The following is a 23,159-nucleotide window of genomic DNA, read 5'->3' on the forward strand; positions in this document are numbered from 1 at the left end:
GGATTTCGGCGCTCCGGGCGGGGCATATGTGTCCATTGTGGACGTCAGACTCGCGGAACGTGAAGTTGGTCCGCGGCGGCAGCAAGTGGATGGAGTTCTACCTCTACGACGTCCACCGGTCGCTCGGGATGATCACGTCGATGGCTTCCTTCGCGCGAACACGCACTGGCTCCAGCCCGCTGTGGCGTGACCACGGCGGCGCGCAGGCCGTGGTGTGCTACTTCGACCTGCTGGGCCGAGGCTTCCGGACATCCGGTGTTCCTGATGACCTTTCGGGTTCGGCTCGACCGCAACGCGAATCACCCTTCTGCCGGATGTCTACTGGGGACTCGGGTCGTGCGGCGACTCCTGCCGGTCGTGGGCGGGGAGCTGCGCGCCTCGATGTCTTAACCTGAAATGAGAGTCATTTATCTCAGTTTTGGGGTTTGTCAAAAAAAGTCCATTGAGGACCCTTATCCGATTTGATCTAGGCGTTGTTACCGAAGTCGCTGATCGACCACTCGTTGTAGTGACCCGGTGCGAACTTTCGTTCCGCTGCTGGTAGAGATCCTTATCGGATGGTCGGAAAACCGATCGCCATTCCCGAAAAACATTCTGTGTGGAGGGGTAGTAATGAAGCGTGCTCGCTGGATGCTGGGTGCCCTCGGTGCCTTGGCGGCGGTTTCCCTCGTGCCGGCCGGTGCCCAGGCTGCGTCGGCTCCTTCCCCCATCGGATTCAGCACGGAGATCACCAGCGCGGTCGACGGTTCCCGGTGGGCCGACTTCGGCGGCGACCCGGTGATCAAGGCCGCCCCGTTCGGGGTGTTCGGCGACGCTGACAAGTGGGTCGTGTCGAACCAGTACGACGGCAGCGTGACCATCCGGAACCAGCAGACGAACCGGTGCGCGCAGGCCAACCTGCAGTGGGGGCCAGAGGTCCTCGCCGTGCCGTGCCTGCCCGGAAGCCCGAGCCAGCGCTGGATCGTGGAGGAGCGCGCGGCCGGTTACGTCATCAGCCCGCGGGCGACGCCGGACCTGGCGGTGTCCGTGGAACAGCCGAACTCCCCCGCGGGGAGCTGGCTGAAGCTCGAACCGCGCTGGGACCTGAACGGGTCCAGCACCGCCAAGTCCGGGCAGGTCTTCCGGTTCGGCATCTGATCTGATCACGGCGGCCCCACTGGGGGCCGGAGAAGTGCAGCGGCCCGCTGGTCCGACGAGCAGTCGTCGGCCCAGTGGGCTTCTTCATGCTCGAATCGGCAAAAGCGGTGTCGCCCAACGGTGATCACTACATGGTGTGATCACCGAAGTTTTTGCTTGCCACCGAATGTCGTTGCACCGGTAGATTTCTGTTGCCCCTTTTCGGGGTGTGGATTCCGCGAAACCCGAAGGCGATGTGCATTTCCAGGATCGCTGCGGGGATCAGGAACAGTGCGGAAATAGTCGGTCTACGAAGGGAATCGGTTGATGCGTACTGCGAAGCGCGTGCTCGCTGCCGCCGCTGTGGGGGTGCCGCTGCTGCTCGGGGTGTCGGGTACGGCTCTGGCCGCTCAGGGCAACGGGCACCCGGTGAAGGCTTCCTGGATCGTGAAGGAGACCCAGGAGCAGAGCGCGCAGAACCACACGGTGCAGAACAACATCAACGTCTCGCCCATCACGCAGGTCAGCCACAACAGCAAGGGCGAGCAGGCGGCGATGACCTTTACCCAGCAGAACAACGTCAACGACACCGAGCAGACCGAGGGCGAGATGGACGTCGACGACTAGGGTCGGCACAGCCGCCCGATCAGTCGTGGCGGAGATGAAGGAACATGAAAAAGGCTTGGCCCGGCGAGGGAATCGCCGGGCCAAGCCCTTTCATGGTGCGGTTACCGCGGCAGCGAGGGGGTCCCTGCCGTCAGTCCTCGTCCGCCTGCCAGGCCGCCTCGCTCTGCTCGGTGTCGGCGTCGTTGGCCTGGTTGCTCCAGCTCACCGAGTTGGCCTCGCCGCTGCCGACGTTGAACGTGTACTGCGTCGGCTTGTTGAGGTTGGCCTGCTCGGTGTTGGCGTCCTGGTCCTGGTTCTGGAGCTGGTTGTCGGAGATGGTCGGCCATCCCTTGTGGTGACCGCCGTCGGCGAGCGCCATTCCCGGAGCGCCGAGCAGGATGGGAAGGCCCAGGGCGGTAGCAGCGATGACGCGCTTGGCAGAACGCATAACGAATATTCCCCTTCGTGCTGATTTGTCGAATGACGCCGCAGGAATCGCCGGCCGCCTTTGTCGGGTCGAATGGCAGTGGATTCCCATCGGGTTTTGAAACCCTGCCGCAGCGGGGTCTTCTAAAAGATAGCGCTGCCTGATCTTCTCGCAACCCCAGATTTCGGTCGCTCACCTCATCTGATGATCTCCACTGGAATATGCACGGTGCGGCGCACCGGATGAGGATCTTCGTCCGGGGCAACACGCTGCGTTGTGCAGCAGCTCGTCGTGCGGCGGCGTCGGAAACGATCACGCGATCGGCGACCGCAGCCCGTTTGTGTCGGATCGTGACTACGTTCCGTTCGTCGCCCGTGCGCTGCATTCGATTTGCGGATGATCGACACCGAAGCGACGAGCCGAACTCGATTAGTGGACAAATCTACGTGAAATTCCGTCGCTTATCCGCGGGTTCGAAACGCTGATGAGCTAATGGGAGCTACCCGGCGTCGTCAGGTGGCCCGGCGCCGTCGCCGAGTCGGATCGTTGCCGGCGGTCGCCGTAGATCTTCCGGGAACGAATTCGGGGCTCATTGGTGGCTGGTGGTGATGATCACCGCTTCGAGGGAATCCGATCGATTGATCTTTTTCGGCTCGCACGGAGAGGTCGTTCCGGGTGCGGTAAGGAAGACGGGGGTTTCCATTCCGGCCAGGACGGAGGATGCACGAAATGACCGAATCTCGGTTGCTCGGCCGCGGTGTCGCCGGCATTGTCTTCGCTGCGGTGGTGCTGGTTCCAGGGGTTGCCGCGGCCGCGTCCGGCGATGACGCGGACCAGAGCACGCTCAAGCTGACGGTGACGGAGTCCCAGAAGTCCCGGACTGTCACGCTGAACTGCGACCCAGCGAGCGGGGACCACCCGCGCGCGTCCGTCGCGTGCGACGAATTGCACCGGGTTGAAGGGAAGTTCGAGCGGTTGGACCCGGGGCAGCCGAAGAACTGCACCAAGGAAAGCCGGCAGACCACCGCATCCGCGGAGGGGACCTGGCGCGGCCAACCGGTTGGCTACCAGGTACTGCTGGCCAATCCCTGCCAGCTGAAGGCCGCGACCGGTTCCGTGTTCGCCTTCTGAGCGCACGAACCGCCTAGCGCCGACCGGCCGGAACATCTGCCGGAGCGCGCTCCTGATGTCTTCGCCACACCCCATGGATTGCCGAAAGGCAAGGAGTGCAGCGTAAAAGTCACCGCCCGTGGTCCAGAAGCGCACGCCACGCGGCGGAACCAAGGCGGGATCGCATGTTGGAGGGTGCGACTCTGGCCCTCCGGTCCGCCTGCGCCGCACTCTCGCAGTGGCTTCACCGGCTCCCCGGTGAAGCCACTGATCCATTTCCGGGATCGGATGGTCGCAGCACTGCCGATGAGTACTGCCGATGAGCACGGCAAAAAATCGGGGAGCGGGACTGTTCCCGCTCCCCGAAATGATTCCGGCACCTGTCCTAGCAGTGTCCAGTGATGGTCCGGTCGACGACGACCGTGGGACCCGTCGTCACGATGAGCCGGGAGCCTCTGTTGTTGGCGACGGTGACGCTGTTGATGGACACGCCGCCGCCGCTGACTGAGCCGCTGGCCCGCACGTTTCCGTCCACTGCCACGGCGTACGCAACCGTCTGGCGGTCATTGGTGGCGCTCCGGAACGTCAGCCGCACGGTGGTGAGGTTCTCCTGTCCCACAGCAACTTTCAACGCTTTCCCAACGATGGGCAGGTCTGCGGTGCGCAGGCACCGGGCTTCGCTCACCTCTACGTGCAGCGGTGGTCCGGCCCATGCGGTCGCGGCTGCCACCGAGGCGCCGGCGGTCAGCGTCCCGAGCGCGGCCAGCACGACGGCCGTCTTGCTGCGAATTTCCATGGCTTGCCTCCTGAAACGAAGTCCGTATCGGGATCAGCAACAAACGCTAGGGGTGGTTCGCGCGATGTGCGCGCGAGCTTCCCTTTCTTGATCCAAACGGGCGAAGTGTCTCAAGTTGGCGACGCCGATCGTGTTGCGCAAGTCCTTATCGGGCAATGACTTTAGGGTTCCTCGTTCTTGATCATTTCGTGATCAGGATCGATGGATTCTACTTCTTGATCTTTTATGTGGCAGTCGCAATTGCTTCATCTGATCAGTTGAGTTGTGCGGGTTGAGATCGGCCAGCCGAACGACGCTGCGTAGTCGTGCATCCGCATGGGTGGTGAGCGATTCTCTTTGGTGTGGCCCGACATGCCGGACCCCCCATATCAATGGCAACGTTCCTCTTGCCGGTCGGTGCACCCCCCCAAATCCCCGGAATTTCGGGGAACTCAAGCCGACCTGGTTGTGTCCAACATGGATGGGAGTTAAGTAATGCGTACTTCGATTCGTCTTCTCGGTGTTACCGCCGCTGCGGCCGCGATGCTGGCGATGGGTTCGCCTGCCTTTGCCGGCGGGCACGGCAAGGGTCACGAGAAGGACGACCACTCGGTGACCTCCTCCGAGGCCAACGGCGGCAACGGCAAGGGTGGCAACGGTGGCATCGGCGTGAACGTCCTCTGTGGCATCGGTGTCGGTATCCTGGGCGAGGGCAAGGGCTCCTGCTCGGCCGGCGACGGCGGCAACGGCACCGGTGGCGACGCCGAAGCCAACTCCTCGCACAACGACGAGGACTGACGCCGAACCGGGCACCGGCAGCCCGGAGTGTCGAGTTGAGAGCGTGTCGACCGGTCTGTGCGCCGGTCGGCACGCTCTTTATTTGCGGGCACAACGAAGTTGATCGCACCTCTGGGTGACTGGGGGTGCGATCTGCATGTCGCTGGGGGTGTTTTGCGGACTTCGGTGAAAGGGTCCACGCGTTGATCTTGGCTCCCGTCGAACTTCCCTCGGGCTTCAGCGGCGGGGCTGTTCAACCAAGTGGTATCCATCCAGATTGGAGTCTGCAGTGCGCAAGTCTGTTCGTGTTCTGTTCGCCGGGGCCGCCGCGGTCGGGTTGCTCGCGATGGGAGCGTCTCCGGCGCTGGCCGCCAAGGGCAAGGAAAAGACGTCGGACGACGACTCCACCGTCACGGCCGCGGCCGAAGGTGGTAGCGGCGGCAACGGCGGCAACGGCGGCTTCGGGATCAACGTGTGCCCGTCGATCGCATTGTTGTCGCCTGCGAAGGCGGACTGCGGTGCCGGCAACGGCGGCAGCGCCAACGGTGGCGACGCGGAAGCCTACGCGGAAGACGACAGCAAGGACCGGAAGTACTCCAGCGACGACGAGTAATTTTGGAGCTTCCTGGCGAAGGGAGCCGCGGGTTCCGCGTCGGTCTTCCTGCCGGGAGGCCGTCGCGCCGCGTCCGAGTTTCGAGTTGGTAGCGGGTAGGCCGCGTCCGAGAAATCCCACGGCCTGCCCGCTTTTCGAGCGTAACGCTGCCGTTCCGGTGCCCCCGGCTGAAGTGGCGAAAGCACCCGCATCGGGCGACTGGCGCCGCTCGGCGAACTGGTCCAGGCCACAGTGGACGATCGGGTTGGACCGATTTCTTCGGTGCGCGTGAAAATGTGTCGGTCTCCTTGCGGAGACCGACACATTCATCTTTTGCGCAGCGGGCGACTTTCAGTCGTCGTCGCTGTTCTCCTCGGCAGCCGCGGTCGAGTGCCCGTCGGTGCTCCCGCCGTTCGGCGCGACCGAGCATTGGGTGGTGATCTGACCGCCGGTGAGGGAGATCGGTCGGCAGATGCTGAAACCCTGCCCGGCTTCGCCCGCGCTACCAGGCTTCTCCTTGGTGCTTTCGTCCGCGACCGCCTGGGGCAGCATGCTCGTCGCCAGCACGCCGATTCCGAGTGCGGCGGCGGTGCTGAGGATGCGAACAGAAATGATCACCGGTGCTCCTTTTCGCGTCGTCGCTCCGGACACGCCGACCAGATCGTCCACCGGTCGGCGTTCCTGGCCGGGCGAAGACCTCGTATCGGGTGGGCCCTGGGTGGATCAGCGCCCGGCCGCTCCCGTTCGGGCGGGAGTGGCCGGGCCGAACCGGACCCGCGAGGTCGGCGTCAGTCCTAGTCGGACTGCTCGGTGTCCCGGCTGTCGTCTTCCGCATAGGCTTCCGCGTCGCCGCCGTTGGCGTTGCCGCCCTTGCCCGCGGTGCAGTTGGCCTCGGCCTTCGCGAGGATGCTGATCGCCGGGCAGATGTTCAGGCCGAACCCGCCGTTGCCGCCGTTCCCGCCGTTGCCGCCCTGGGCTGCGGCCGTGACGACGGAGTCGTCGTCCGACTCCTTGGCCTTGCCCTTCGCGGCGAGGGCCGGGGACGCACCCATCGCGAGCAGGCCCACGGCGGCGACTCCGGCGAGCAGGGCACGTGCTGATCTGCGCATGTCAGACTCCGATCTGGTTGATTTCCGGTGGCGTCGGACGGGCTCGGAATCCGGGGAGCCCGGCCCGGTCGCGCGATTGACGCGGCAAACCTTCCACCGGGGCCGAGAATTGACACGCCAACACGCCGAAGCGCCCGATCTACCACCCATTAGTTGAACGGGCACGCCGAGCAGCACAATTTCGTCCAGTTTGGACGGTCGGTCGCATCCATCAATCGGGGGATGGGACAACCAGTTCGGTTCGAGCGGGGCTCGGTCAGCCGCCCGCCATAGCTCCGACGATCAGGTACGGCTCCGCGCCCGCCGCCACCTCTTCCGGCAGCGGGGCGTCCGGCGACTCGTGGGAGAGGTCCCGCTCGCAGGCGAAGAAGCGGATGAACGCCCGGCGCAGCTGGGTTTCCTGATCGCGGATGGTGCCGCGCAGCATCGGATAGCGGGCTTCGAGCGCGTCGAGTACCGCGCGCTGCGTGGGCCGGCCGTCGAGGTCCAGCTCGATCTCGCGGTCCACGATCTTGGCGAGCGTCCGCAGGTGGGCGGGGAGCGCGACCCTGATCATGGCAGCGTCTGCACCTCGACGGACAGCACCGCCGGCAGGTCCCGGACGATCGGCCGCCAGCTGCCCCCGGCGTCGGGCGACACGTACACCTGGCCGCCGGTGGTGCCAAAGTAAATGCCGCACTCGTCCATCGAGTCCACCGCCATCGCGTCCCGCAGCACGTTGACGTAGCAGTGGTTCTGCGGCAGGCCCTTGGTCAGCGGCTCCCACTCGCCGCCGCCGGTCCGGCTGCGGTAGACGCGCAGCCTGCCCTCGGGCGGGTAGTGCTGCTCGTCGCTCTTGATCGGCACGACGTACACCGTGTCCGGTTCGTGGGCGTGCACGTCGATCGGGAAGCCGAAGTCGGTCGGCAGGTCGCCGCTGATCTCGTACCAGGAATCGCCGGCGTCGTCGCTGCGCATCACGTCCCAGTGCTTCTGCATGAACAGCACGTTCGGGCGTTCGCGGTGCAGGGCGATGCGGTGCACGCAGTGGCCGACCTCCGCGTCCGGGTCGGGAATGCCCTCCGAGTGGAGCCCGTGGTTGATCGGTTGCCAGCTCATGCCGCCGTCGTCGGTCCGGAAGGCGCCCGCCGCCGAGATGGCGGTGAAGAGCCGGTTCGGGTTGTCCGGCGCGTGGATGATCGTGTGCAGGCACATCCCGCCGGCGCCCGGCTGCCAGCCGGAAGCGGAGTCGTGTTCGCGCAGCGCGCGCAGTTCCTGCCAGGTCTGGCCGCCGTCGGTGGTGCGGAACAGCGCGGCGTCCTCGACCCCGGCATACACGGTGTCCGGGTCGGTCGGCGACGGCTCGAGGTGCCAGACCCGCTCGAACTCCCAGGGGTGCGGCGTGCCGTCGTACCACAGGTGCGTGCCGGGGGTGCCGTCGTAGGAGAACTGGTTGCCGACCGGTTCCCAGGTCTGGCCGCCGTCGTCGGAGCGCTGGATCAACTGGCCGAACCAGCCGAGCGACGGCGATGCGTACAACCGGTCGGGGTCGGCTGGCGAGGCCTTGAGGTGGTACAGCTGCCAGCCGCCGAAAAACGGGCCGCTGATGTCCCACCGCTCGCGGGCGCCGTCCGCGGTGAGGATGAACGCGCCCTTGCGGGTGCCGACGAGAACTCGGACACGGCTCATGAGGAACCCCTGCTCAACAGCGGGACACTTGTTCGATGTCGGTCACCGTAGGACCATAGGCCGCTCGTGTCTTCTCGATCTTGTGACTCGGCGTCCCGGCGAACCGTGCTGTCCCGGGTGAGCGGTCGGCGAGCTGAGCGCCCGTGAGTTTCCTAAGGCCCCAATCCACCGAGGCGGGTTTGAAGTGATCTTGGTTTCCTTTGTTGATCATTGTGGTGGGGTGTGGACGTGCGGAATCCGCTGGTCTGCCCAGCTTTTCCATGGTTCCTGGGTTGGGCCCTTGCGGGCGGGTTGGGGGAGGGTGATCAGGCTGTTTCGGGTGGGGCGTGGGTGGTGTGGAACAGGTGGTGCCAGTCGTGTTGGCGGGGCCAGTTTTCCGGGAGGTGCAGTGTGATCGAGCGGGCTCGTCGGGCCACCCGTGCCGGGATGTTGATCAGTGTGCGGCGCAGGGTCGCGGCGCGGGCTTTGGCGTGGAAAGCACTGGTCAGACTGCCTGCGGCGCGCAGCAGGTTGTGGGTCAGGGCGGCCAGCGTCAGCCAGGCGGCGTTGGCGCTGAAGACCCCGGATGGGATGTGGGCCAGCGGGCCGTGTTTGAGGTCGTCGTTGACATGTTCGATGATCGCGTGCGCACGGTGGGTTTTCTCCGCCTCGACCAGCGGCTGGCTGCTGGTGGTGAAGCAGGCGTGATACCGCCAGACGGGAAACAGGGCATCAGCGTGGTTTTTGTCTTTGACCCGGCGCACGATCAACCGACCAGCCACCCGATGGGCTTTATCGCTGGCGAAGGCGGTGAATTCGGTTTCCGCGATCTCGGCGTCACTGACCCAGGACTGGCTGGCCTCGTCCCAGACGGCCTGGGGATACTTGATCGCCGTCCACGCGTCCTCGGCGATGCCGGCGATCGCGCGCTGCACGTTCGGATACTGCGCCACCGTGATCGACACCTCCACACCTTGCGCCCGGCAGGCGGAGACGACTTCGCCTACGTAGAAGGCGGAATCACCGCGAAACAGCATCCGGCCCGGCCCGGCGCCGCACCGCCGTGCAAGGTTGATCGTCTCGGTGACCAACGACGCCGCACCCCGCGCCGAGCCGGCGTTGCCGCCACGCATCCTCGTGGCGGCAACCACCGGCGCCGATCGGGGCGTGGACAGCGTGGTCAGCAGCGGGTGGTAACCCCGCAGCCGCACATTGTGGCCGCCGATCTTGGTGTGCCCGAACGCCGCACCCTGCTTCGCGTGGCCGAACACCCTGCCCAGGGTGGAATCAGCATCGATGAACGTCCTCTCAGCGGCGCCGGCCAGCACCGGAGTCTGCCGGGCCATGCCCACCAGGCACTCCCGCGCGGCCGACTCCACCTGCCGGGCATGCCCCCACGTCAAAGCACGCAGAAACGTGCCCACAGTGGACGGTGCCCGGATCCCGCCGAACAACTTCGGCATCGCCCCATGCCGGATCACATCGAGATCATCAATGCTGTCGGCGCCGGTGAGCATCCCGGCCACGATCGAGCCCACCTTCGCATCCGCATTCGCACCCTCCGAACCGGGAACCCGGACACCCTCGGCGACAAGCTCGGACAACCCGACGCGTTCGGCCAACCGCATCACCGGAACCAGCCCCGCCGAAGCCACCAGATTCGCATCGTCGAACACCGCGCTCACCCGCGCAGCACTATGAGAAGATCGCACCTGCGAGATGCCCTTCCAATCCATGTTGATCGATCCCTACGCAAGATCAATCATCCCAGGTCAGAAGGGCATCTCGTGCTCTCGCCACCGAACCGTTACCCAAGATCATCGGTGGATTGGGGCTAAGAGCCTGTCGGCGAATGCCGTCCGCGCCTTTGGAAGCGGCGTAGCCGCTTGCATTCACCTTGCCAAGACGACCATCGGCGGGTTCTGAGAGGTTTTCTGGCGAGGACGGCCCCTCCGCCGCGTATTGGACATACATCAGGAGGGGCACCCGCAGTCCAGGGAACCTCTCAGGTTCCGCTAAGCGACCACCCACCCAGACCATTCACCAACCTAAGTCGCCCCCTGGTTTGTGTTGATCTTCGTGGTGGCTTGGAGGGTGACGGGGCCGGACAGCGACTCCTAGCGCAGGGCCGCGTAGCCGGGCTTGATCACCTCGTTGATCAGCGCGAGGCGCTGGTCGAACGGGATGAAGGCCGACTTCATCGCGTTCACCGTGAACCACTGCAGGTCGTCGAGCGCGTAGTGGAAGTGCTCGACGAGCTCGCTGAACTCGCTGGTCATCGAGGTCTGGCTCATCAGCCGGTTGTCGGTGTTGACCGTGACCCGGAAGTTCAGCCGCCGCAGCAGCGCGATCGGGTGCTCGGCGACCGACGGAACGGTTCCGGTGTGCACGTTCGACCGCGGGCACATCTCCAGCGGGATGCGGCGGTCCCGCACGAACGACGCCAGCCGGCCGAGCTTGGCGGTGCCGTCGTCGGCGACCTCGATGTCGTCCACGATGCGCACGCCGTGGCCCAGCCGGGCCGCGCCGCACCACTGGACGGCTTCCCAGATCGACGGTAGCCCGAAGCCCTCACCGGCGTGGATGGTGAAGTGGAAGTTCTCCCGCCGCAGGTACTCGAACGCGTCCAGCGAGCGGGTGGGCGGGAAGCCGGCCTCCGGACCGGCGATGTCGAAGCCGACCACGCCGGCGTCGCGGTACTTCACCGCCAGCTCCGCGATCTCCCGCGCGCGGTGCTCCTGGCGCATCGCGCACAGCAGCACGCCGATGCGGATGCGGTTGCCGGCTTCGCGCGCCCGCGCCACGCCGCTGCGGAACCCGTCGAGGATCGCCTCGACGACCTCGTCCAGCGACAGGCCCTGCTGGGTGCTCAGCTCCGGCGCGTAGCGGACCTCGGCGTACACGACGCCCTCCGCGGCGAGGTCTTCGGCGCATTCGGCCGCAACCCGGCTGATCGCGTCCGCGGTCTGCATGACGCCGACCGTGTGCACGAAGCGCTCCAGGTACTCCTCCAGCGAGCCGGCTTCGGTGGCGGCGGCGAACCACTCGGTGATCCCGTCCACATCGGACGTCGGTAGTGCGGTGTAACCCTGCTGCTCCGCCAGTTCCGCGACCGTTTCAGGACGCAGCCCGCCGTCGAGGTGATCGTGCAGCAGCACCTTCGGGGCGCGGCGGAGCTGGTCCGCGGTCGGCGACTCGGGCACTTGTTCCTCCTGCAGGTCGGTTCATCAGCCGCTTGCGGTGCTCGACGGCGCCGCTCGCCGGGATGCGATCTCCGTTGGGGCCGGGTCGCTGGTTCCCCGAAGCCTGACTCCGGTCTTGTCTGACATGTTAGTCGTATTGGCGGAAGGGTCTACCTGCTCGCGGCGGTGCGAGTCAAGATTTTCCATGGACTGGTATTCGATCACTTCCGGGACGGCCGGAGTTGACTCCCGGGACCGTCTCTCTTAACTTGTCTGACATCAATGCAGCAGGGAGTGCGAAGTGGTGGCCAGACGACCCCAGCGACGACCGGTCGTGGACCTCTACGAGCGGATAGCCGAGGCCATTCGGCAGGGCACCTACCCGCCGGGCTCGACGCTGCCGTCCGAACCCGACCTGGCAGCCGACCTCGGCGTGAGCCGACCGGCGCTGCGGGAGGCGCTGATCCTCCTCCAGGAGGACGGCGTGATCACCGTCCGGCGGGGAGTAGGGCGGACGGTCAGCGACCGCCCGGCCCAGCGCGGCTTCGAACGGTTGCAACCGGTCGAAGCGTTGCTGGGCGCGGACCGCACCAAGGTCCGCCCGCTGGTGCGCGACATCGAGCAGCCGACCGACCTGGTGATGCAGCACCTGCCGGTGCCGGCCAGCTGCGAGATCCGGTTCTGGGAGAGCGTCGTCGACGTCGACGGCGTGCCGGCCTGCCTGGTGGAGGAGTGGAGCGTGCACGACGAGGCGTTGGCCGCCGCCGACCCGGCGCTGCCCCGGGCCCTGGCGGAGGCGGAGACCCGGCCGAGCACGATGCTGCACGTCCTCGGCTCGATCGACCCGCACCTGCCGCTGAGCGGCAAGAGCACGATCAACGCGACCGTGCTCGGGCGGCGCCGCGGGGAGGTCTTCGGCCGCTCGCCGGACACGCCGGTGGTGCTGGTCACCCAGGTCGTCTCGATGGAGCGGACCGCGCTGATCGCCGCCAAGTACGTGCTGCCCAGCGGCGCGCCGAGCCTCCCGGTGCGCCAATCCCGATGAGTCCAGAACAACCCAGCCGGAACACCGCGGACTGACCCCGAAAGCGGCCCTGAGCGGGGGCGGCGGAGCGCCGTGGGCTCCGCCGCCAGCAGAAAGGCGCGCAACCGATGGCGTCCAAGGAAACCCTGATCGTCGACTGCGACACCGGAATCGACGACGCACTGGCGCTGCTCTACCTGCTGCGGGATCCGGACGTCGACATCTGCGCGGTGACCACGGTCTTCGGCAACATCGACGCGGACACCGCGGCCAGCAACACGCTGCGGGTGCTCGAACTGGCCGGGCGGGCGGACGTCCCGGTGGCCATCGGGGCCCGCCGCAGCTGGACCGGGAATGCGCACTTCGCGCCGTACGTGCACGGCGACGACGGCCTCGGCAACACGGACCTGCCCGCGCCGACGGCCGCGCCGACCAGCGAGCCCGCCGCCGAACTCATCGCGCGGCGCGCCCGCGAGAACCCCGGCGTGCTGCACCTGCTTGCCGTAGGCCCGCTGACGAACCTGGCCACCGCGCTGCAACTCGACCCCGAGCTGCCCGAGCTGATCAAGCACGTCACGATCATGGGCGGCGCGGTCCGGCATCCGGGCAACGCGACCCCGGCCGCCGAGGCGAACATCAGCAACGACCCGGAGGCGGCCCGGATGGTGCTGGCGGCCGGGTGGCCGGTCACCCTGGTGCCGCTGGACGCGACCATGACCGAACGCATCACCCAGGACCACCAGCGCCGGCTGCGCGAGTTCGGCACCCCGATCACCGCGTTCGCGGCGAAGATCCTGGACCAGTACTTCGGCTTCTACGAGCAGAACGTGTTCGGCGACCGCAGCGCGGCCTGCCACGACCCACTGGCCGCGGCCATCGCGGTCGGCGACGTCATCCCGGCGCTGGCTCCGGTCGTCTCGGTCGACGTGGACACCGGCGACGGGCCGGGCCGCGGCGCGACCGTCGCCGACGTCCGCGGGCAGTACCGGGACTTCCCGGCCCAGGACGGCGCGCACGTGCGCGTGGTGCTGGAAACCGGCGGCAACTTCGCCGACCTGCTCGCCGACCGGTTGTGCGACGCCCCGGCGCCGTCCCGCCGCGTTGCGTGACGATCACCGAGGAAGGAAGTGCGATGTCGCGCACCCATGACGTCGTCGTGGTCGGCTCGCTGAACATCGATCTGACCGCACGCGTGCACCGCCGCCCGCTGACGGGCGAAACGGTGCAGGCCGCCGCGTTGACCACCAGCGCGGAAGGCAAGGGCGCCAACCAAGCGGTCGCCGCCGCACGGCTCGGCGCCCGGACGGCGCTGGTGGGTCGGGTCGGTGCGGACGCGTACGGCGAGACGCTGCTGGCGGCCCTGCGCGCCGACGGCGTCGACACCACGCAAACCCATCGCGACGTCGAAGCGGACCCGGTACCGCGTTGATCATCGTTTCGGAGACCGGAGCGAACACGGTCGATGCGGTCGACACCACCGGAGCGGGTGATGCTTTCGTCGCAACCGTGGCTTTGTGCCTCAGCCAGGGCGATCTGTTTCCCCCTGCCGTGCGTCGGGCGACCCGCGTGGGAGCTTGCAGCGTGCAACACTCCGGTGCGCAAGCTTCCTATCCCGTGCTCGACCGCGTGCTGAGCGGATCCGGGCTGCCGGATTAGTCCCCGCCGCTAGGAGATTCCTCATCGTGTCCGATCGAAAGTCCTCCGCACTCCCCAGGATTGCCCCGTCCTTCGCCCTGTTCGGAGTGCTCGCTACCGGCTGCGCCGCTGCCCAGGGCGCCGAAGGCGCGAAGGCCGGCGAACCCCCGAACCTGACGGAGCTCAAGGAGTCCATCGTGGACTACCACGAGTCGGGGCGGTGGGACGCCGACATCGCCGAGGCCGACCGGCGCGGCCAGGACTACCTGGCCAAGCGCCTGGAGCAGGGCGTGTCGAAACCGGCGATCGTGCTGGACATCGACGACACCAGCGTGACCACCTACGAGTACGCGAAGGACATCAACTTCGGTTTCGACCAGGAGTCGTCCGATGAGTACGTGCTCGCGCGCGGGCCCGTCGGGATCGCCGCGACGAGGGACCTGGCGCGATTCGCGGACTCCCACGGCGTCGCGATCTTCTTCGTCACCGGCCGGCGGGAGAGCCCGCAGATGCGCGAGGCCAGCCTGCTGGACCTCGAGGAGGAGGGCTACCCCGAGCCCGACGCCCTGTACCTGCGGCCGACGGACGACCACCGGCCGTCGGTGGTGCCGTACAAGAGCGGTACCCGCGCCGAAATCGAGCGGCAGGGCTACCAGATCGTCCTCAGCGTCGGCGACCAGGAGTCCGACCTGGCCGGCGGCCACGCCGAACGCGGCGTGAAGCTGCCCAACCCCATGTACAAACTCCCCTGACCTGCGCTCGGCGCCGACGTCTGCACGGGTCGGCGCGGAGTCCTGTGTGGACTCGTCGCCGGCGCAGGTCGCGGACCTTGCGGGCTCGGAGGTGGGTTGCCGATAGGCCCCGGTGGGCTGGGGTTCGCATCCGGTCCGGGATGTCGGTGAGGTCGTGGTACAGGACCAGCACTTGCTGCAGGTACCTCAGCAGACCGGCCAGTTCGGCGCCGAGCCTGTCCGGGCGGCCGTTCGCGTCCACCGCCAGCGGTACCGGATTTCCCGCACCGCGCGCTGGAGCATCGCGCGCTCTTCGGCGAGCTGCCGATGTCCCTCGGCCATCGGGTACGCAATCCCGCCCAGCACGGGTTCTGGTCGAGCACCACTGCTCCCGACCCGCTGCTGCGGCCGCGGTGGTGACCAGCTGAGCGCGAGCATCGTCCATCGGAGTTTTGCCTTTCTGCGTGGGAATCAGCGGGGCAGGACGCGGCGCAGGTGGGTCGCGGTGTGCGAATCCGGCGCATCTAGTAGGGCTTTCGGGGTGCCCTGGAACATGATCCGGCCGCCGTGGCTGCCGTCGCCCGGGCGGACGAACGCGGGCAGCGTCTCGTGCAGCTGCCGTTGCGCTTCGGCCGCGATCGTGTCGAAGACCAGCGACGACTTGCCGGACCCGGACACCCCGGTCACCGCGTTCAGCTTCCGCTTGGGCACCGTCTACGTCGATGTCGGCGAGGTTGTGCTCGTGCGCGCCGACCACCCGGATCCGCGCCTGGTCGCTGCTGGGATTCATACCTTCAGGTTGGTCATTGAAATCTTTTGAGGATTTGTCCGAACTATGCTGCGGATGTGGTCGGTAGATCTTCAAACACGAGGTGAGGCGGATGGCTGACGTGGAAGCGCGGCTGCGCCCCATCGACCTGGCCCGGGCCGCCGGGATCTCGACCCAGCTCGTCCGCAACTTCGCGGACGACGGCATCCTGCCGCCGACGACCTGGACCGAATCCGGTCACCGCAGGTTCCACGCCGGGCACCGCCAGGCCCTCCTGACGTACCGGGCGCTCGCCAGGGGGTTCGGCATGGACGCCGCTCGCGGGATCATGCTCGCCGTGCACGCCGGGGACGTTCCGCAGGCGCTGACGCTCGTGGACGCCGGGCATGCCTCGCTGCACGAGCAGCGGGGGAGCCTCCGGGCGATCGGCGAGGCGCTGGAAGCGGTGGCGGGGCAAGCCCCGGAAGCGCTGCCCGGTCCGGCATGCACATCGGCGAGGTAGCGACCTTCCTCGGCGTGCGCACCTCGGCCCTTCGGGTGTGGGAATCCGCTGGTCTGCTGGCGCCCGCGCGCGAGCCGGGCACCAAGTACCGGATGTTCAGCCCGATCGACGTCCGCGACGCGCGGATGGTCAAGATGCTCCGGCAGGGCAGGTATCTGCTTCCCCAGATCCGGCAGGTGCTCGACGGCCTCCGGCAGACGGGCAGCAGCGACGAGCTCCGCGCGGCCATCGCGCAACGCCAAGCGGTGCTGACCCAGCGGGCGCGAGTCATGCTCGAAGCCGCCGGCCTTCTGCACCACTACCTCGAATCCGAGGACGCGGCCCGGTAGCGGTTCCAGTGCTTCTCCTCGGTGGGACAGGAGGAACCGAAGCCCCGGCAGGGACGGGATCACCGGGTGGAACGCGTCGGCCGGGTCGCAGCCGTACGGTCCTGACGGCTTTTCGCCTTGGGCGGCGGGAAATTTTCCGATCGAACTCCCGCGCCGGGGCGCCGTCACGCGGGAACTCGATCGGTTCGGGGACCCGGTTCCGGGGGCTTGGTCCACAGAGGACTCCGGCGCCGGGGTCGGGGCGAGGTCTGGGGCGGCGGACCTGGGCGGCCCACCGCGGTGGCTCAGGCGGAGGCGGCCAGCCAGGCTGAGCGGCCCGCGTTGGTCGGCAGCCAGCAGCCCTTGGGCTGGCCGCTGAGCTCCGGGGTCGGCTCGGACAGCGCGAGCAGTTCGGCGATCACCTCGCGCGCCGGGCCGGTGGTGCGCCACAGGACCTTGCTCGGGAAGAGCACGTCCGGCTCGTCACCGGGGATCCGCGCCGCGTCGGCGTCGTGCTCGCCAAAGAGCTGCAGGATGTCGAAAACCCCGTGATGGACGCGGATTCCCACCACGGCGACCAGACCGCCGTTGGTGTCGCGAGGGTGCGCGAACTGGAAGTCGTGGGCTACCAGGGCTTGCAGGCCGTTGGTAATCTCGTTCATGGCGCCACCGAGTTTCGTCGTCAAGGGCTTCAACCGTGGCTCCGCGCGGAGCGTCGGCGCGGCTAGTCAGACGATCAGGTCGTCGAACTCGCCGTCCTTGGCACCGTGCAGGAATGCGGCGATCTCATCCCGGCTGTAGACCAGTGCTGGACCCTCGGGGTAACGCGAGTTTCTGACGGCGATCCCGCCGTCGACCAACGGTGCCAATTCGACGCAGTTGCCCACCGCTCCACTGTGGCGGCTCTTTCGCCACACCGCGTTGGGAAGCTGCTGCGCGGGCATACCGTTCTGGATGTTCGTCATCCGAACCTCACCCTTCCCCGACTAACGCTGCACGATCATCTGCACGTGCAGATGATCGTGCACCAAGTTAGCAGGTGCAGATGCACGGTTGAATGCACGTGCATTTCACTGAGACCTTGATCACTCTTTCGGGCACAAAAAAGCCACCGGCGGGGATATCCGGCGGTTGCGGCTGGACGTCAGCTGTGCTTCAGGACCTGCAGCAGCGTCTTGCGGGTCTCCTCCGGGGTCTGCGCGTCTACCGCGAGCCGGTGGCTGACCTTGCTGTACACCTCGACCTCGTCCGGCTTGTCCAGGTACAGCGCGCCGCAGAGGTGTTCCAGGTAGACGATGTCCGGCAGCTCCGGCTCGGCGAAGCGCAGGATCGTGAACGCGCCCTCCGCACCGGACCGGCCGAGCTCGAACGGCAGGATCTGCAGAGTCACCGCGGACATCGCGGTCGCATCGAGCAGGAACTGGATCTGCTCGCGCAGCACTTCCCGGCTGCCGATCGGCCGGTGCAGCACCGACTCGTCGATCACCGCCCACAACCGCGGCGGCTTCGGCTGCGTGAACAGCTTCTGGCGCTGCATGCGCAGCCGGACGCGCCGTTCCAGCTCGTCCGCCGGGAACTCGGGGCGGCCCTGGATGGCGACCGCGCGGGCGTACTTCTCGGTCTGCAGCAGACCAGGCACGAACTGGATCTCGTAGGTCTGGATGCGGGAGGCCGATTCCTCCAGGCCGACGTAGTCCTGGAACCACGACGGCATCAGGTCGTTGAAGCGGTGCCACCAGCCGGGTTCGTTCGATCGGCGCACCAGGTCCAGAAAGGACTCGTGCTCCGACTCGTCGGTCACCCCGTACAGGTTGAGGAGGTCGGCGACGTCGCGCTCCTTGAAACCGACCCGGCCCAGTTCGAGGCGGCTGATCTTCGATCCGGAGCCGCGGATGGCGTATCCGGCGTCCTCCCGGGAGATGCCGCTCGCCTCGCGCAGTCGGCGCAGCTGGCTGCCCAGCACGAGACGGCGGGCGGTGGGGCCGCTTCCCGTGGCACTGTCCGGGGCCACGCGAAACCTCCTGTGGAATGGGCTCTACGATCCACTGTCGCGATCCAGCGGTTGAACGTTACGCGGAGGGATAGTAGTGGAATCCAGCCGCAGGTCGAGTGCCTTACCCGGATTGGCGGTATCTGCCCACCTCCAACGTTCTCGATGCTTGATCACCTAACGCTGGTCAGCGTCGGGGAGGCTATGGGGTTGGGGAGTGGCATGACACGAACCGGAGATGGGCGTGCGGGTGGTATCGACCCCACGCGGCCGAGCGGCGCGCGCGTCTACGACGCGATCCTCGGTGGCAAGGACAACTACGCGGCGGACCGGGTGCTGCGCGACGAGTTGGCCGAGGTCACCCCGACGCCCGGCGCTTTGGCCAAGGACAACCGCGCTTTCCTGCAGCGGGTTACCCGATACCTGGCCGGGACGGTCGGGATCGACCAGTTCCTGGACTGCGGTTCGGGGTTGCCGACGTTGGAGAACACGCACGAGGTGGCGCAGCGGGTCAACGCCGATGCGATCGTCGTCTACGTCGACAACGATCCGACCGCGATCGTGCACGGGCGCGCCCTGCTCGTGGAGAACGACAGCACGCACTTCGTCGCGGCGGACATCACGGATCCGGAGCGGCTGCTCGGAGACCGGTCCGTGGCCAGGGGGTTGGACTGGTCCCGGCCCATCGGGCTGTTCCTGTTCAGCACGCTGCACCACATCTCCGACGAGCACCGGCCGCAGGAACTCATGGCGCGCTACATCGACGCGCTGCCGTCCGGTTCGTACGTGGCGCTCAGCCACTTCTGCAGGCCCGAGGACGCCGAGGCGTTCGAGCTGGCCGGTGAGATGGAGCGGGCCTACTTGGGGGCGATGGGCACCGGCTGGTTCCGGTCCCGCGAGGAGATCGGCGGCTACTTCGGCGGGCTCGACGTGCTCGAGCCGGGCCTGGTGCCGGTGGCGACGTGGTGGACGGACGGGCCCGGCGAGCCGCTGAACGCCTTCCGCCGCCTGCTGGTCGGCGGAGTCGCCCGCAAGTCCTGATCGGCCCCGGTCAGTACTCGTTGGTTTCAACCGTGGTGGGGTGGTCGTGCCAAGTCGCGATCACCGACGAACCGTGTTGGCCCGCGGTGAGAATTCCACCCGCAGCCAACCGGCGACGTGGCCCAGGTCTGCATGGTGTAGCCGGTGCACACCGAGATCAGTTCCGTGCTCTCGGTGTGCACCGAGAGCACGACCTTGCCGCCCTTGACGTCGTAGGTCCGCACATGACCGGCGTCCTCGGCCGCCGGCGGGTTCGGTTCCGGAGGTTCCTGCTCCGGCGCCGAGGTGTCCACTGTGGCCGCTTCGCTGGTGGTCGTCGGTGGCGGCTCCTCGGTCATGACCGGGGAGACCAGCGGGATCGCGTCGGGCCGATCGAAGACCGCGCCCCGGATGACGTCGCGCACGCCCAGCCAGGACAGCGTGACGGCGGCGGTGGTCGCGGCCAGCCACACGCCGACGTAGGCGACGGCTCGTTTCATCCGCACGGGTTTACCCGACTGCGGCGCGTATTGCTCCCCTGGCGGCGGTAACGGTTCGGCGGCGCCGAACGCCGGGTGCCGGTCGCGGTATGCCGGAGCTCACCCGCCGACCGGAAGGCGAAGAACCTTCACAGTTATCGTCGCCGCCGTGGCTGTGGTTCTGGTTGTCGAGGACGACCCCGTGGTGCGGGCGGCGATGATCCGCGACCTGACCTCGCGTGATTGGGTGGTTCGCAGCGTCGGGACCGCCCTGGCGTCGTTGCGTGAAGTAGCCGATCATTCACCGGACGTGATCATCCTCGACCTCGGGCTGCCCGACCTCGACGGCGGCGAGACGTTGAAGATGATCCGCGGGATCTCCGACGTGCCGACCATCGTCGCGACCGCTCGCGACGACGAGAACGAGATCGTGCGTCTGCTCCGCGCGGGCGCGGACGACTACATCGTCAAGCCGTTCTCCAGCGAACACCTCAACGCCCGCATCGAAGCGGTGCTGAGGCGGGCCCGCGGCGCGCAGCCGGCGCAGCTGCTGGAGGTCGCCGGGCTGCACATCGACGTCGACAGCCGGGTGGCGACCTTGGGCGGCGCCGAGCTGGAGTTGACCCGGCGCGAGTTCGACCTGCTCACCTACCTCGCGGCCCGGCCGGGCCGGGTGGTGCCGCGCCGCGAGCTGCTCGCGCAGGTGTGGCGGCAGTCCTACGGCGACGACCAGACCATCGACGTCCACCTGTCCTGGCTGCGGCGCAAGCTCGGCGAAAGCGCCGCGGAGCCCCGCTACCTCCACACCGTGCGGGGCGTCGGCGTGAAACTCGTGGCACCGGAATGAGGCGCACGATCGTCCTGGTGGCGCTGGCGGTGACCTCGATGGTCGCGCTGGCGTTCCTGATCCCGCTCGGCCTGATGATCAAGGAGATGGCCCGCGACCAGGCGATGTCCGACGCCGAGCGGCAGGCCGTCGCGCTGGCGCCGGTGCTGGCCACCACGACCGATCCGGCACTGGTGGGCAAGGCTGTCGCCAGCACCCGCGCCGGGCAGGCCGGGCGGCTCGCCGTGTACCTGCCGGGCGGCGGGGCGGTGGGCGCAACCCGAGTCGGCGCAGGCGACTTGCACGTGGCGATCGCCGAAGTGCGGACCTCCAGCGTCGAGGTGCCCGGCGGCACGGCGTTCGTGCAGCCGATCGCGCTGGATGGCGGTCGCATCGCGCTGGCCGAGGTTTTCGTGGCCGCCGAGGACCAGACCCGCGGGGTGCTCCGGACCTGGTTGGTGATCTGCGCCGTCGGGCTGGTCCTGGTTGCCGGATCCTTGCTGGTCGCGGACCGGCTGGCGGCCCGCGTGGTGCGCGCGGCCATCCGGCTCGCGAACGCCTCGTCCGCGCTTGGCGCCGGGGACCTGAGCGTCCGGGTGCACCCCAGCGGCCCGCCAGAACTGGTGGAGGCGGGGCGGGCGTTCAACACCATGGCCGACCGGGTTCGCCAACTGCTCGCCGCCGAACGCGAGATGGCCACTGACCTCTCGCACCGGCTGCGCACCCCGCTGGCGGCGCTGCGGCTCAACGCCGAGGCGCTGGGCGACGACCAGGCCGCGGAGCAGACCCGGGTGGCCATCGACCGGCTGGAGCGCGAGGTGGACCTGGTGATCACCAGCGCCCGGCGCTCCGGTCCCGGGGAGGACGCGGACTGCGACATCGCGGAGCTGCTGCGGGAACGGCTCGGGTTCTGGTCCGCGCTGGCCGAAGACCAGCAGCGGCCGTGGAACCTGCGCGGCGCGGAAGGCGAGGTGTACGTCCCGGTGCCGGGCGCGGAGCTCACCGCATCGGTCGACGCCGTGGTGGGCAACGTCTTCCGGCACACCCCGGAGCGGACCGAGTTCGTCGTGTCCGTGTGGCGCGACGACGGCGTGGTCGGCGTGATCGTGGAGGACGCCGGTCCCGGGGTCGCGGAGCTGTCCGATGCCGTGCAGCGCGGGCACAGCAGTGCCGGATCGACCGGGCTCGGGCTGGACATCGCGCGCCGGGTGGCCGAATCGACCGGCGGTCGGCTCACCGTCGACCGCTCCAGCCTCGGCGGTGCCCGGGTGTGCATGTGGCTGTGGCAGCGCCCGGCGGCACCGGAGTCGATCCGCCGCCGCGACCGCCGCCGACGCACCCGCGAAGCGTTCTGGCTGGCCTGACGTGAACCGTGAGGGTGCCCCTCACTCGAAGAAGATCGCTCCAGCGGGCGGGGTGACCGGTGGGTTGATCGTCGGTGCCGGTGGTTACCCTCGCTGGCGTGCTGACTGTGTCGACCGTGAACGTCAACGGCCTGCGCGCCGCCGCCAAGAAGGGCTTTGTGGAGTGGCTCGCAGCCACGCGAGCCGACGTGATCTGCATGCAGGAGACCCGCGCGGAGGCCGACCAGCTCACGTCCGAGGTCCGGGAACCCGCCGGTTGGCGCACCGTGCTGGCCCCGAGCTCGGCGAAGGGCCGCGCCGGGGTGGCGATCTACAGTCGCGCGGAGCCGGCGGCGGTGCGCATCGGCTTCGGCTCGGCGGAGTTCGACGAGAGCGGCCGGTACGCGGAGATCGACCTGCCGGGCGTCGTAGTGGCCAGCCTCTACCTGCCCAGCGGCGACGTCGGCACCCCGCGCCAGGACGAGAAGGAACGCTTCATGAAGGAGTTCCGTGCGTACCTGGGCGACCTGCGGGAACGCGCCGCGGCAGAGGGCCGCGAGGTGCTGGTGTGCGGCGACTGGAACATCGCCCACCAGCAGATTGACCTGAAGAACTGGAAGTCCAACCAGAAGGAAGCGGGCTTCCTGCCGGAGGAGCGGGCCTGGCTGACGGAGGTCTTCGAGAGCGGCTACGCGGACGTGGTCCGCAGCCTCCACCCGGAAGGCCCCGGCCCGTACTCCTGGTGGTCCTACCGGGGGAAGGCCTTCGACAACGACTCCGGCTGGCGTATCGACTACCTCGTCAGTTCGCTCGGCCTGGCAAGTCGCTGCACGGATGCGTACGTGGAGAAGGCTGCGAGCTATGACCAGCGCTGGTCGGACCACGCGCCGGTGACGGCGGTCTTTGACTTCTGACCCGTCTCGTTCGCGATGACGGGTACCAGTTCGACGACACCGGACACGGAAAGGTGTAGGGCTCTCCGCTGAAAGCGGCGGCAATTCGCTGCCGACATGCTCGCGAATTCCGGATGCTTCGGCGGGGATTGTGTTCGTGCTGAAACACATTGCAAGGATCCCGCTCGCGGCGCCCAGGCAGTACTGAATTGCCTGGGCGCCGACACAACATCGAACCCGGAACCATCGACCACTGCTGTGGTCAGGTCGAGCCCGTCGAGCGCGCGAGTGGTCAAGC

Annotated in this window: 29 protein-coding genes and 1 pseudogene; 16 read left to right on the forward strand and 14 right to left on the reverse strand. The window is 67.8% G+C overall.

The window, feature by feature from the left end:
• Nucleotides 1-612 precede the first annotated feature (612 nt).
• Entirely contained in the window at nucleotides 613-1,137 is a 525-nt protein-coding gene (locus DL519_RS34345; protein WP_190821003.1) for an RICIN domain-containing protein, read from the forward strand.
• 306 nt (nucleotides 1,138-1,443) lie between these two features.
• Entirely contained in the window at nucleotides 1,444-1,743 is a 300-nt protein-coding gene (locus tag DL519_RS34350; RefSeq protein ID WP_190821005.1) for a hypothetical protein, read from the forward strand.
• Nucleotides 1,744-1,873: 130 nt separating this feature from the next.
• Here the strand turns inward: DL519_RS34350 and DL519_RS34355 are convergent, their stop codons facing one another.
• On the reverse strand, nucleotides 1,874-2,170 hold the full coding sequence (locus DL519_RS34355; protein WP_190821007.1) for a hypothetical protein: 297 nt from the start codon (nucleotides 2,168-2,170) through the stop codon (nucleotides 1,874-1,876).
• A 708-nt stretch (nucleotides 2,171-2,878) separates the two neighbouring features.
• Here DL519_RS34355 and DL519_RS34360 point away from each other — a divergent pair.
• Nucleotides 2,879-3,280, forward strand: a complete 402-nt coding sequence (locus tag DL519_RS34360) for an SSI family serine proteinase inhibitor (protein ID WP_190821009.1) — start codon at nucleotides 2,879-2,881, stop codon at nucleotides 3,278-3,280.
• Between the two features lie 364 nt (nucleotides 3,281-3,644).
• Here the strand turns inward: DL519_RS34360 and DL519_RS34365 are convergent, their stop codons facing one another.
• On the reverse strand, nucleotides 3,645-4,055 hold the full coding sequence (locus DL519_RS34365; protein WP_190821011.1) for a hypothetical protein: 411 nt from the start codon (nucleotides 4,053-4,055) through the stop codon (nucleotides 3,645-3,647).
• A gap of 474 nt (nucleotides 4,056-4,529) precedes the next feature.
• Between DL519_RS34365 and DL519_RS34370 the strand changes: the two genes are divergently transcribed.
• Both DL519_RS34370 and DL519_RS34375 read left to right on the forward strand, forming a co-directional pair.
• Entirely contained in the window at nucleotides 4,530-4,832 is a 303-nt protein-coding gene (locus DL519_RS34370; RefSeq protein WP_190821013.1) for a hypothetical protein, read from the forward strand.
• A gap of 268 nt (nucleotides 4,833-5,100) precedes the next feature.
• Nucleotides 5,101-5,424, forward strand: a complete 324-nt coding sequence (locus tag DL519_RS34375; protein WP_190821015.1) for a hypothetical protein — start codon at nucleotides 5,101-5,103, stop codon at nucleotides 5,422-5,424.
• A gap of 330 nt (nucleotides 5,425-5,754) precedes the next feature.
• On the opposite strand, the gene DL519_RS34380 is transcribed toward DL519_RS34375, so the two are convergent.
• The 6 genes from DL519_RS34380 to DL519_RS34405 all read right to left on the reverse strand — a co-directional run bounded on the left by DL519_RS34380 (nucleotide 5,755) and on the right by DL519_RS34405 (nucleotide 11,362).
• Nucleotides 5,755-6,021: a hypothetical protein gene (locus DL519_RS34380; protein WP_190821017.1), complete on the reverse strand. Its 267-nt coding sequence runs from the start codon at nucleotides 6,019-6,021 to the stop codon at nucleotides 5,755-5,757.
• 176 nt (nucleotides 6,022-6,197) lie between these two features.
• The gene (locus tag DL519_RS34385) at nucleotides 6,198-6,512 is read right to left on the reverse strand and encodes a hypothetical protein (protein WP_190821019.1); all 315 of its coding nucleotides are present in this window, start codon (nucleotides 6,510-6,512) and stop codon (nucleotides 6,198-6,200) included.
• Nucleotides 6,513-6,768: 256 nt separating this feature from the next.
• Complete coding sequence (locus tag DL519_RS34390) at nucleotides 6,769-7,068, reverse strand: MoaD/ThiS family protein (protein ID WP_190821021.1); 300 nt, start codon at nucleotides 7,066-7,068, stop codon at nucleotides 6,769-6,771.
• Complete coding sequence (locus tag DL519_RS34395) at nucleotides 7,065-8,180, reverse strand: WD40/YVTN/BNR-like repeat-containing protein (RefSeq protein ID WP_190821023.1); 1,116 nt, start codon at nucleotides 8,178-8,180, stop codon at nucleotides 7,065-7,067. Before DL519_RS34395 ends, DL519_RS34390 begins: the two co-directional genes overlap by 4 nt.
• A gap of 305 nt (nucleotides 8,181-8,485) precedes the next feature.
• Nucleotides 8,486-9,871 (reverse strand): IS1380 family transposase, encoded by a 1,386-nt coding sequence (locus tag DL519_RS34400; RefSeq protein ID WP_397545032.1) that lies wholly within the window; start codon nucleotides 9,869-9,871, stop codon nucleotides 8,486-8,488.
• A 405-nt stretch (nucleotides 9,872-10,276) separates the two neighbouring features.
• Nucleotides 10,277-11,362 (reverse strand): adenosine deaminase, encoded by a 1,086-nt coding sequence (locus tag DL519_RS34405; protein WP_190821025.1) that lies wholly within the window; start codon nucleotides 11,360-11,362, stop codon nucleotides 10,277-10,279.
• Nucleotides 11,363-11,642: 280 nt separating this feature from the next.
• On the opposite strand from DL519_RS34405, the gene DL519_RS34410 reads away from it, so the two are divergent.
• The 5 genes from DL519_RS34410 to DL519_RS34425 all read left to right on the forward strand — a co-directional run bounded on the left by DL519_RS34410 (nucleotide 11,643) and on the right by DL519_RS34425 (nucleotide 14,752).
• Nucleotides 11,643-12,386 (forward strand): GntR family transcriptional regulator, encoded by a 744-nt coding sequence (locus tag DL519_RS34410; RefSeq protein ID WP_223839903.1) that lies wholly within the window; start codon nucleotides 11,643-11,645, stop codon nucleotides 12,384-12,386.
• A gap of 107 nt (nucleotides 12,387-12,493) precedes the next feature.
• A complete protein-coding gene (locus tag DL519_RS34415; protein WP_190821027.1) occupies nucleotides 12,494-13,474 on the forward strand; it encodes a nucleoside hydrolase in 981 nt (326 codons plus the stop codon).
• A 23-nt stretch (nucleotides 13,475-13,497) separates the two neighbouring features.
• Nucleotides 13,498-13,794: a PfkB family carbohydrate kinase gene (locus DL519_RS47585; protein ID WP_223839904.1), complete on the forward strand. Its 297-nt coding sequence runs from the start codon at nucleotides 13,498-13,500 to the stop codon at nucleotides 13,792-13,794.
• Nucleotides 13,791-14,021 carry a PfkB family carbohydrate kinase gene (locus tag DL519_RS47590; protein WP_223839905.1) on the forward strand — a complete coding sequence of 77 codons (231 nt, stop codon included), beginning with the start codon at nucleotides 13,791-13,793 and terminating at the stop codon, nucleotides 14,019-14,021. Before DL519_RS47585 ends, DL519_RS47590 begins: the two co-directional genes overlap by 4 nt.
• A gap of 26 nt (nucleotides 14,022-14,047) precedes the next feature.
• On the forward strand, nucleotides 14,048-14,752 hold the full coding sequence (locus tag DL519_RS34425) for an HAD family acid phosphatase (RefSeq protein ID WP_190821029.1): 705 nt from the start codon (nucleotides 14,048-14,050) through the stop codon (nucleotides 14,750-14,752).
• Between the two features lie 186 nt (nucleotides 14,753-14,938).
• Here DL519_RS34425 and DL519_RS47595 read toward each other — a convergent pair whose 3' ends face one another.
• Nucleotides 14,939-15,169, reverse strand: coding sequence for a hypothetical protein (locus DL519_RS47595; protein WP_223839906.1), 231 nt, complete (start codon nucleotides 15,167-15,169; stop codon nucleotides 14,939-14,941).
• 147 nt (nucleotides 15,170-15,316) lie between these two features.
• Nucleotides 15,317-15,521: pseudogene (locus DL519_RS34430) on the reverse strand (hypothetical protein); the annotation flags it as partial.
• Between the two features lie 91 nt (nucleotides 15,522-15,612).
• Here DL519_RS34430 and DL519_RS47600 point away from each other — a divergent pair.
• Nucleotides 15,613-16,002, forward strand: coding sequence for a MerR family transcriptional regulator (locus tag DL519_RS47600; RefSeq protein ID WP_223839907.1), 390 nt, complete (start codon nucleotides 15,613-15,615; stop codon nucleotides 16,000-16,002).
• Entirely contained in the window at nucleotides 15,984-16,331 is a 348-nt protein-coding gene (locus tag DL519_RS47605) for a MerR family transcriptional regulator (protein ID WP_223839908.1), read from the forward strand. Before DL519_RS47600 ends, DL519_RS47605 begins: the two co-directional genes overlap by 19 nt.
• A 284-nt stretch (nucleotides 16,332-16,615) precedes the next feature.
• Here DL519_RS47605 and DL519_RS34440 read toward each other — a convergent pair whose 3' ends face one another.
• From DL519_RS34440 to DL519_RS34450, 3 genes are all read right to left on the reverse strand, one after another.
• Entirely contained in the window at nucleotides 16,616-16,972 is a 357-nt protein-coding gene (locus DL519_RS34440; protein ID WP_190821030.1) for a hypothetical protein, read from the reverse strand.
• A gap of 66 nt (nucleotides 16,973-17,038) precedes the next feature.
• The gene (locus DL519_RS34445; protein ID WP_190821032.1) at nucleotides 17,039-17,275 is read right to left on the reverse strand and encodes a DUF397 domain-containing protein; all 237 of its coding nucleotides are present in this window, start codon (nucleotides 17,273-17,275) and stop codon (nucleotides 17,039-17,041) included.
• Nucleotides 17,276-17,454: 179 nt separating this feature from the next.
• A complete protein-coding gene (locus tag DL519_RS34450) occupies nucleotides 17,455-18,321 on the reverse strand; it encodes a helix-turn-helix domain-containing protein (RefSeq protein WP_190821034.1) in 867 nt (288 codons plus the stop codon).
• 201 nt (nucleotides 18,322-18,522) lie between these two features.
• On the opposite strand from DL519_RS34450, the gene DL519_RS34455 reads away from it, so the two are divergent.
• Entirely contained in the window at nucleotides 18,523-19,341 is an 819-nt protein-coding gene (locus tag DL519_RS34455) for an SAM-dependent methyltransferase (RefSeq protein WP_190821036.1), read from the forward strand.
• Nucleotides 19,342-19,367: 26 nt separating this feature from the next.
• Here the strand turns inward: DL519_RS34455 and DL519_RS34460 are convergent, their stop codons facing one another.
• Nucleotides 19,368-19,826, reverse strand: a complete 459-nt coding sequence (locus DL519_RS34460; protein ID WP_223839909.1) for a hypothetical protein — start codon at nucleotides 19,824-19,826, stop codon at nucleotides 19,368-19,370.
• Between the two features lie 142 nt (nucleotides 19,827-19,968).
• Between DL519_RS34460 and DL519_RS34465 the strand changes: the two genes are divergently transcribed.
• The 3 genes from DL519_RS34465 (at nucleotide 19,969) to DL519_RS34475 (ending at nucleotide 22,882) form a co-directional block, all read left to right on the forward strand.
• Nucleotides 19,969-20,646: a response regulator transcription factor gene (locus tag DL519_RS34465; protein WP_190821037.1), complete on the forward strand. Its 678-nt coding sequence runs from the start codon at nucleotides 19,969-19,971 to the stop codon at nucleotides 20,644-20,646.
• Complete coding sequence (locus DL519_RS34470; protein WP_190821039.1) at nucleotides 20,643-21,989, forward strand: ATP-binding protein; 1,347 nt, start codon at nucleotides 20,643-20,645, stop codon at nucleotides 21,987-21,989. The genes DL519_RS34465 and DL519_RS34470 overlap by 4 nt, the downstream gene beginning before the upstream one ends.
• 98 nt (nucleotides 21,990-22,087) lie before the next feature.
• Nucleotides 22,088-22,882, forward strand: coding sequence for an exodeoxyribonuclease III (locus tag DL519_RS34475; protein ID WP_190824395.1), 795 nt, complete (start codon nucleotides 22,088-22,090; stop codon nucleotides 22,880-22,882).
• Nucleotides 22,883-23,159 lie beyond the last annotated feature (277 nt).

The sequence above is a fragment of the Saccharopolyspora pogona genome (genome assembly GCF_014697215.1).
Taxonomy (GTDB): Bacteria; Actinomycetota; Actinomycetes; order Mycobacteriales; family Pseudonocardiaceae; genus Saccharopolyspora; species Saccharopolyspora hattusasensis.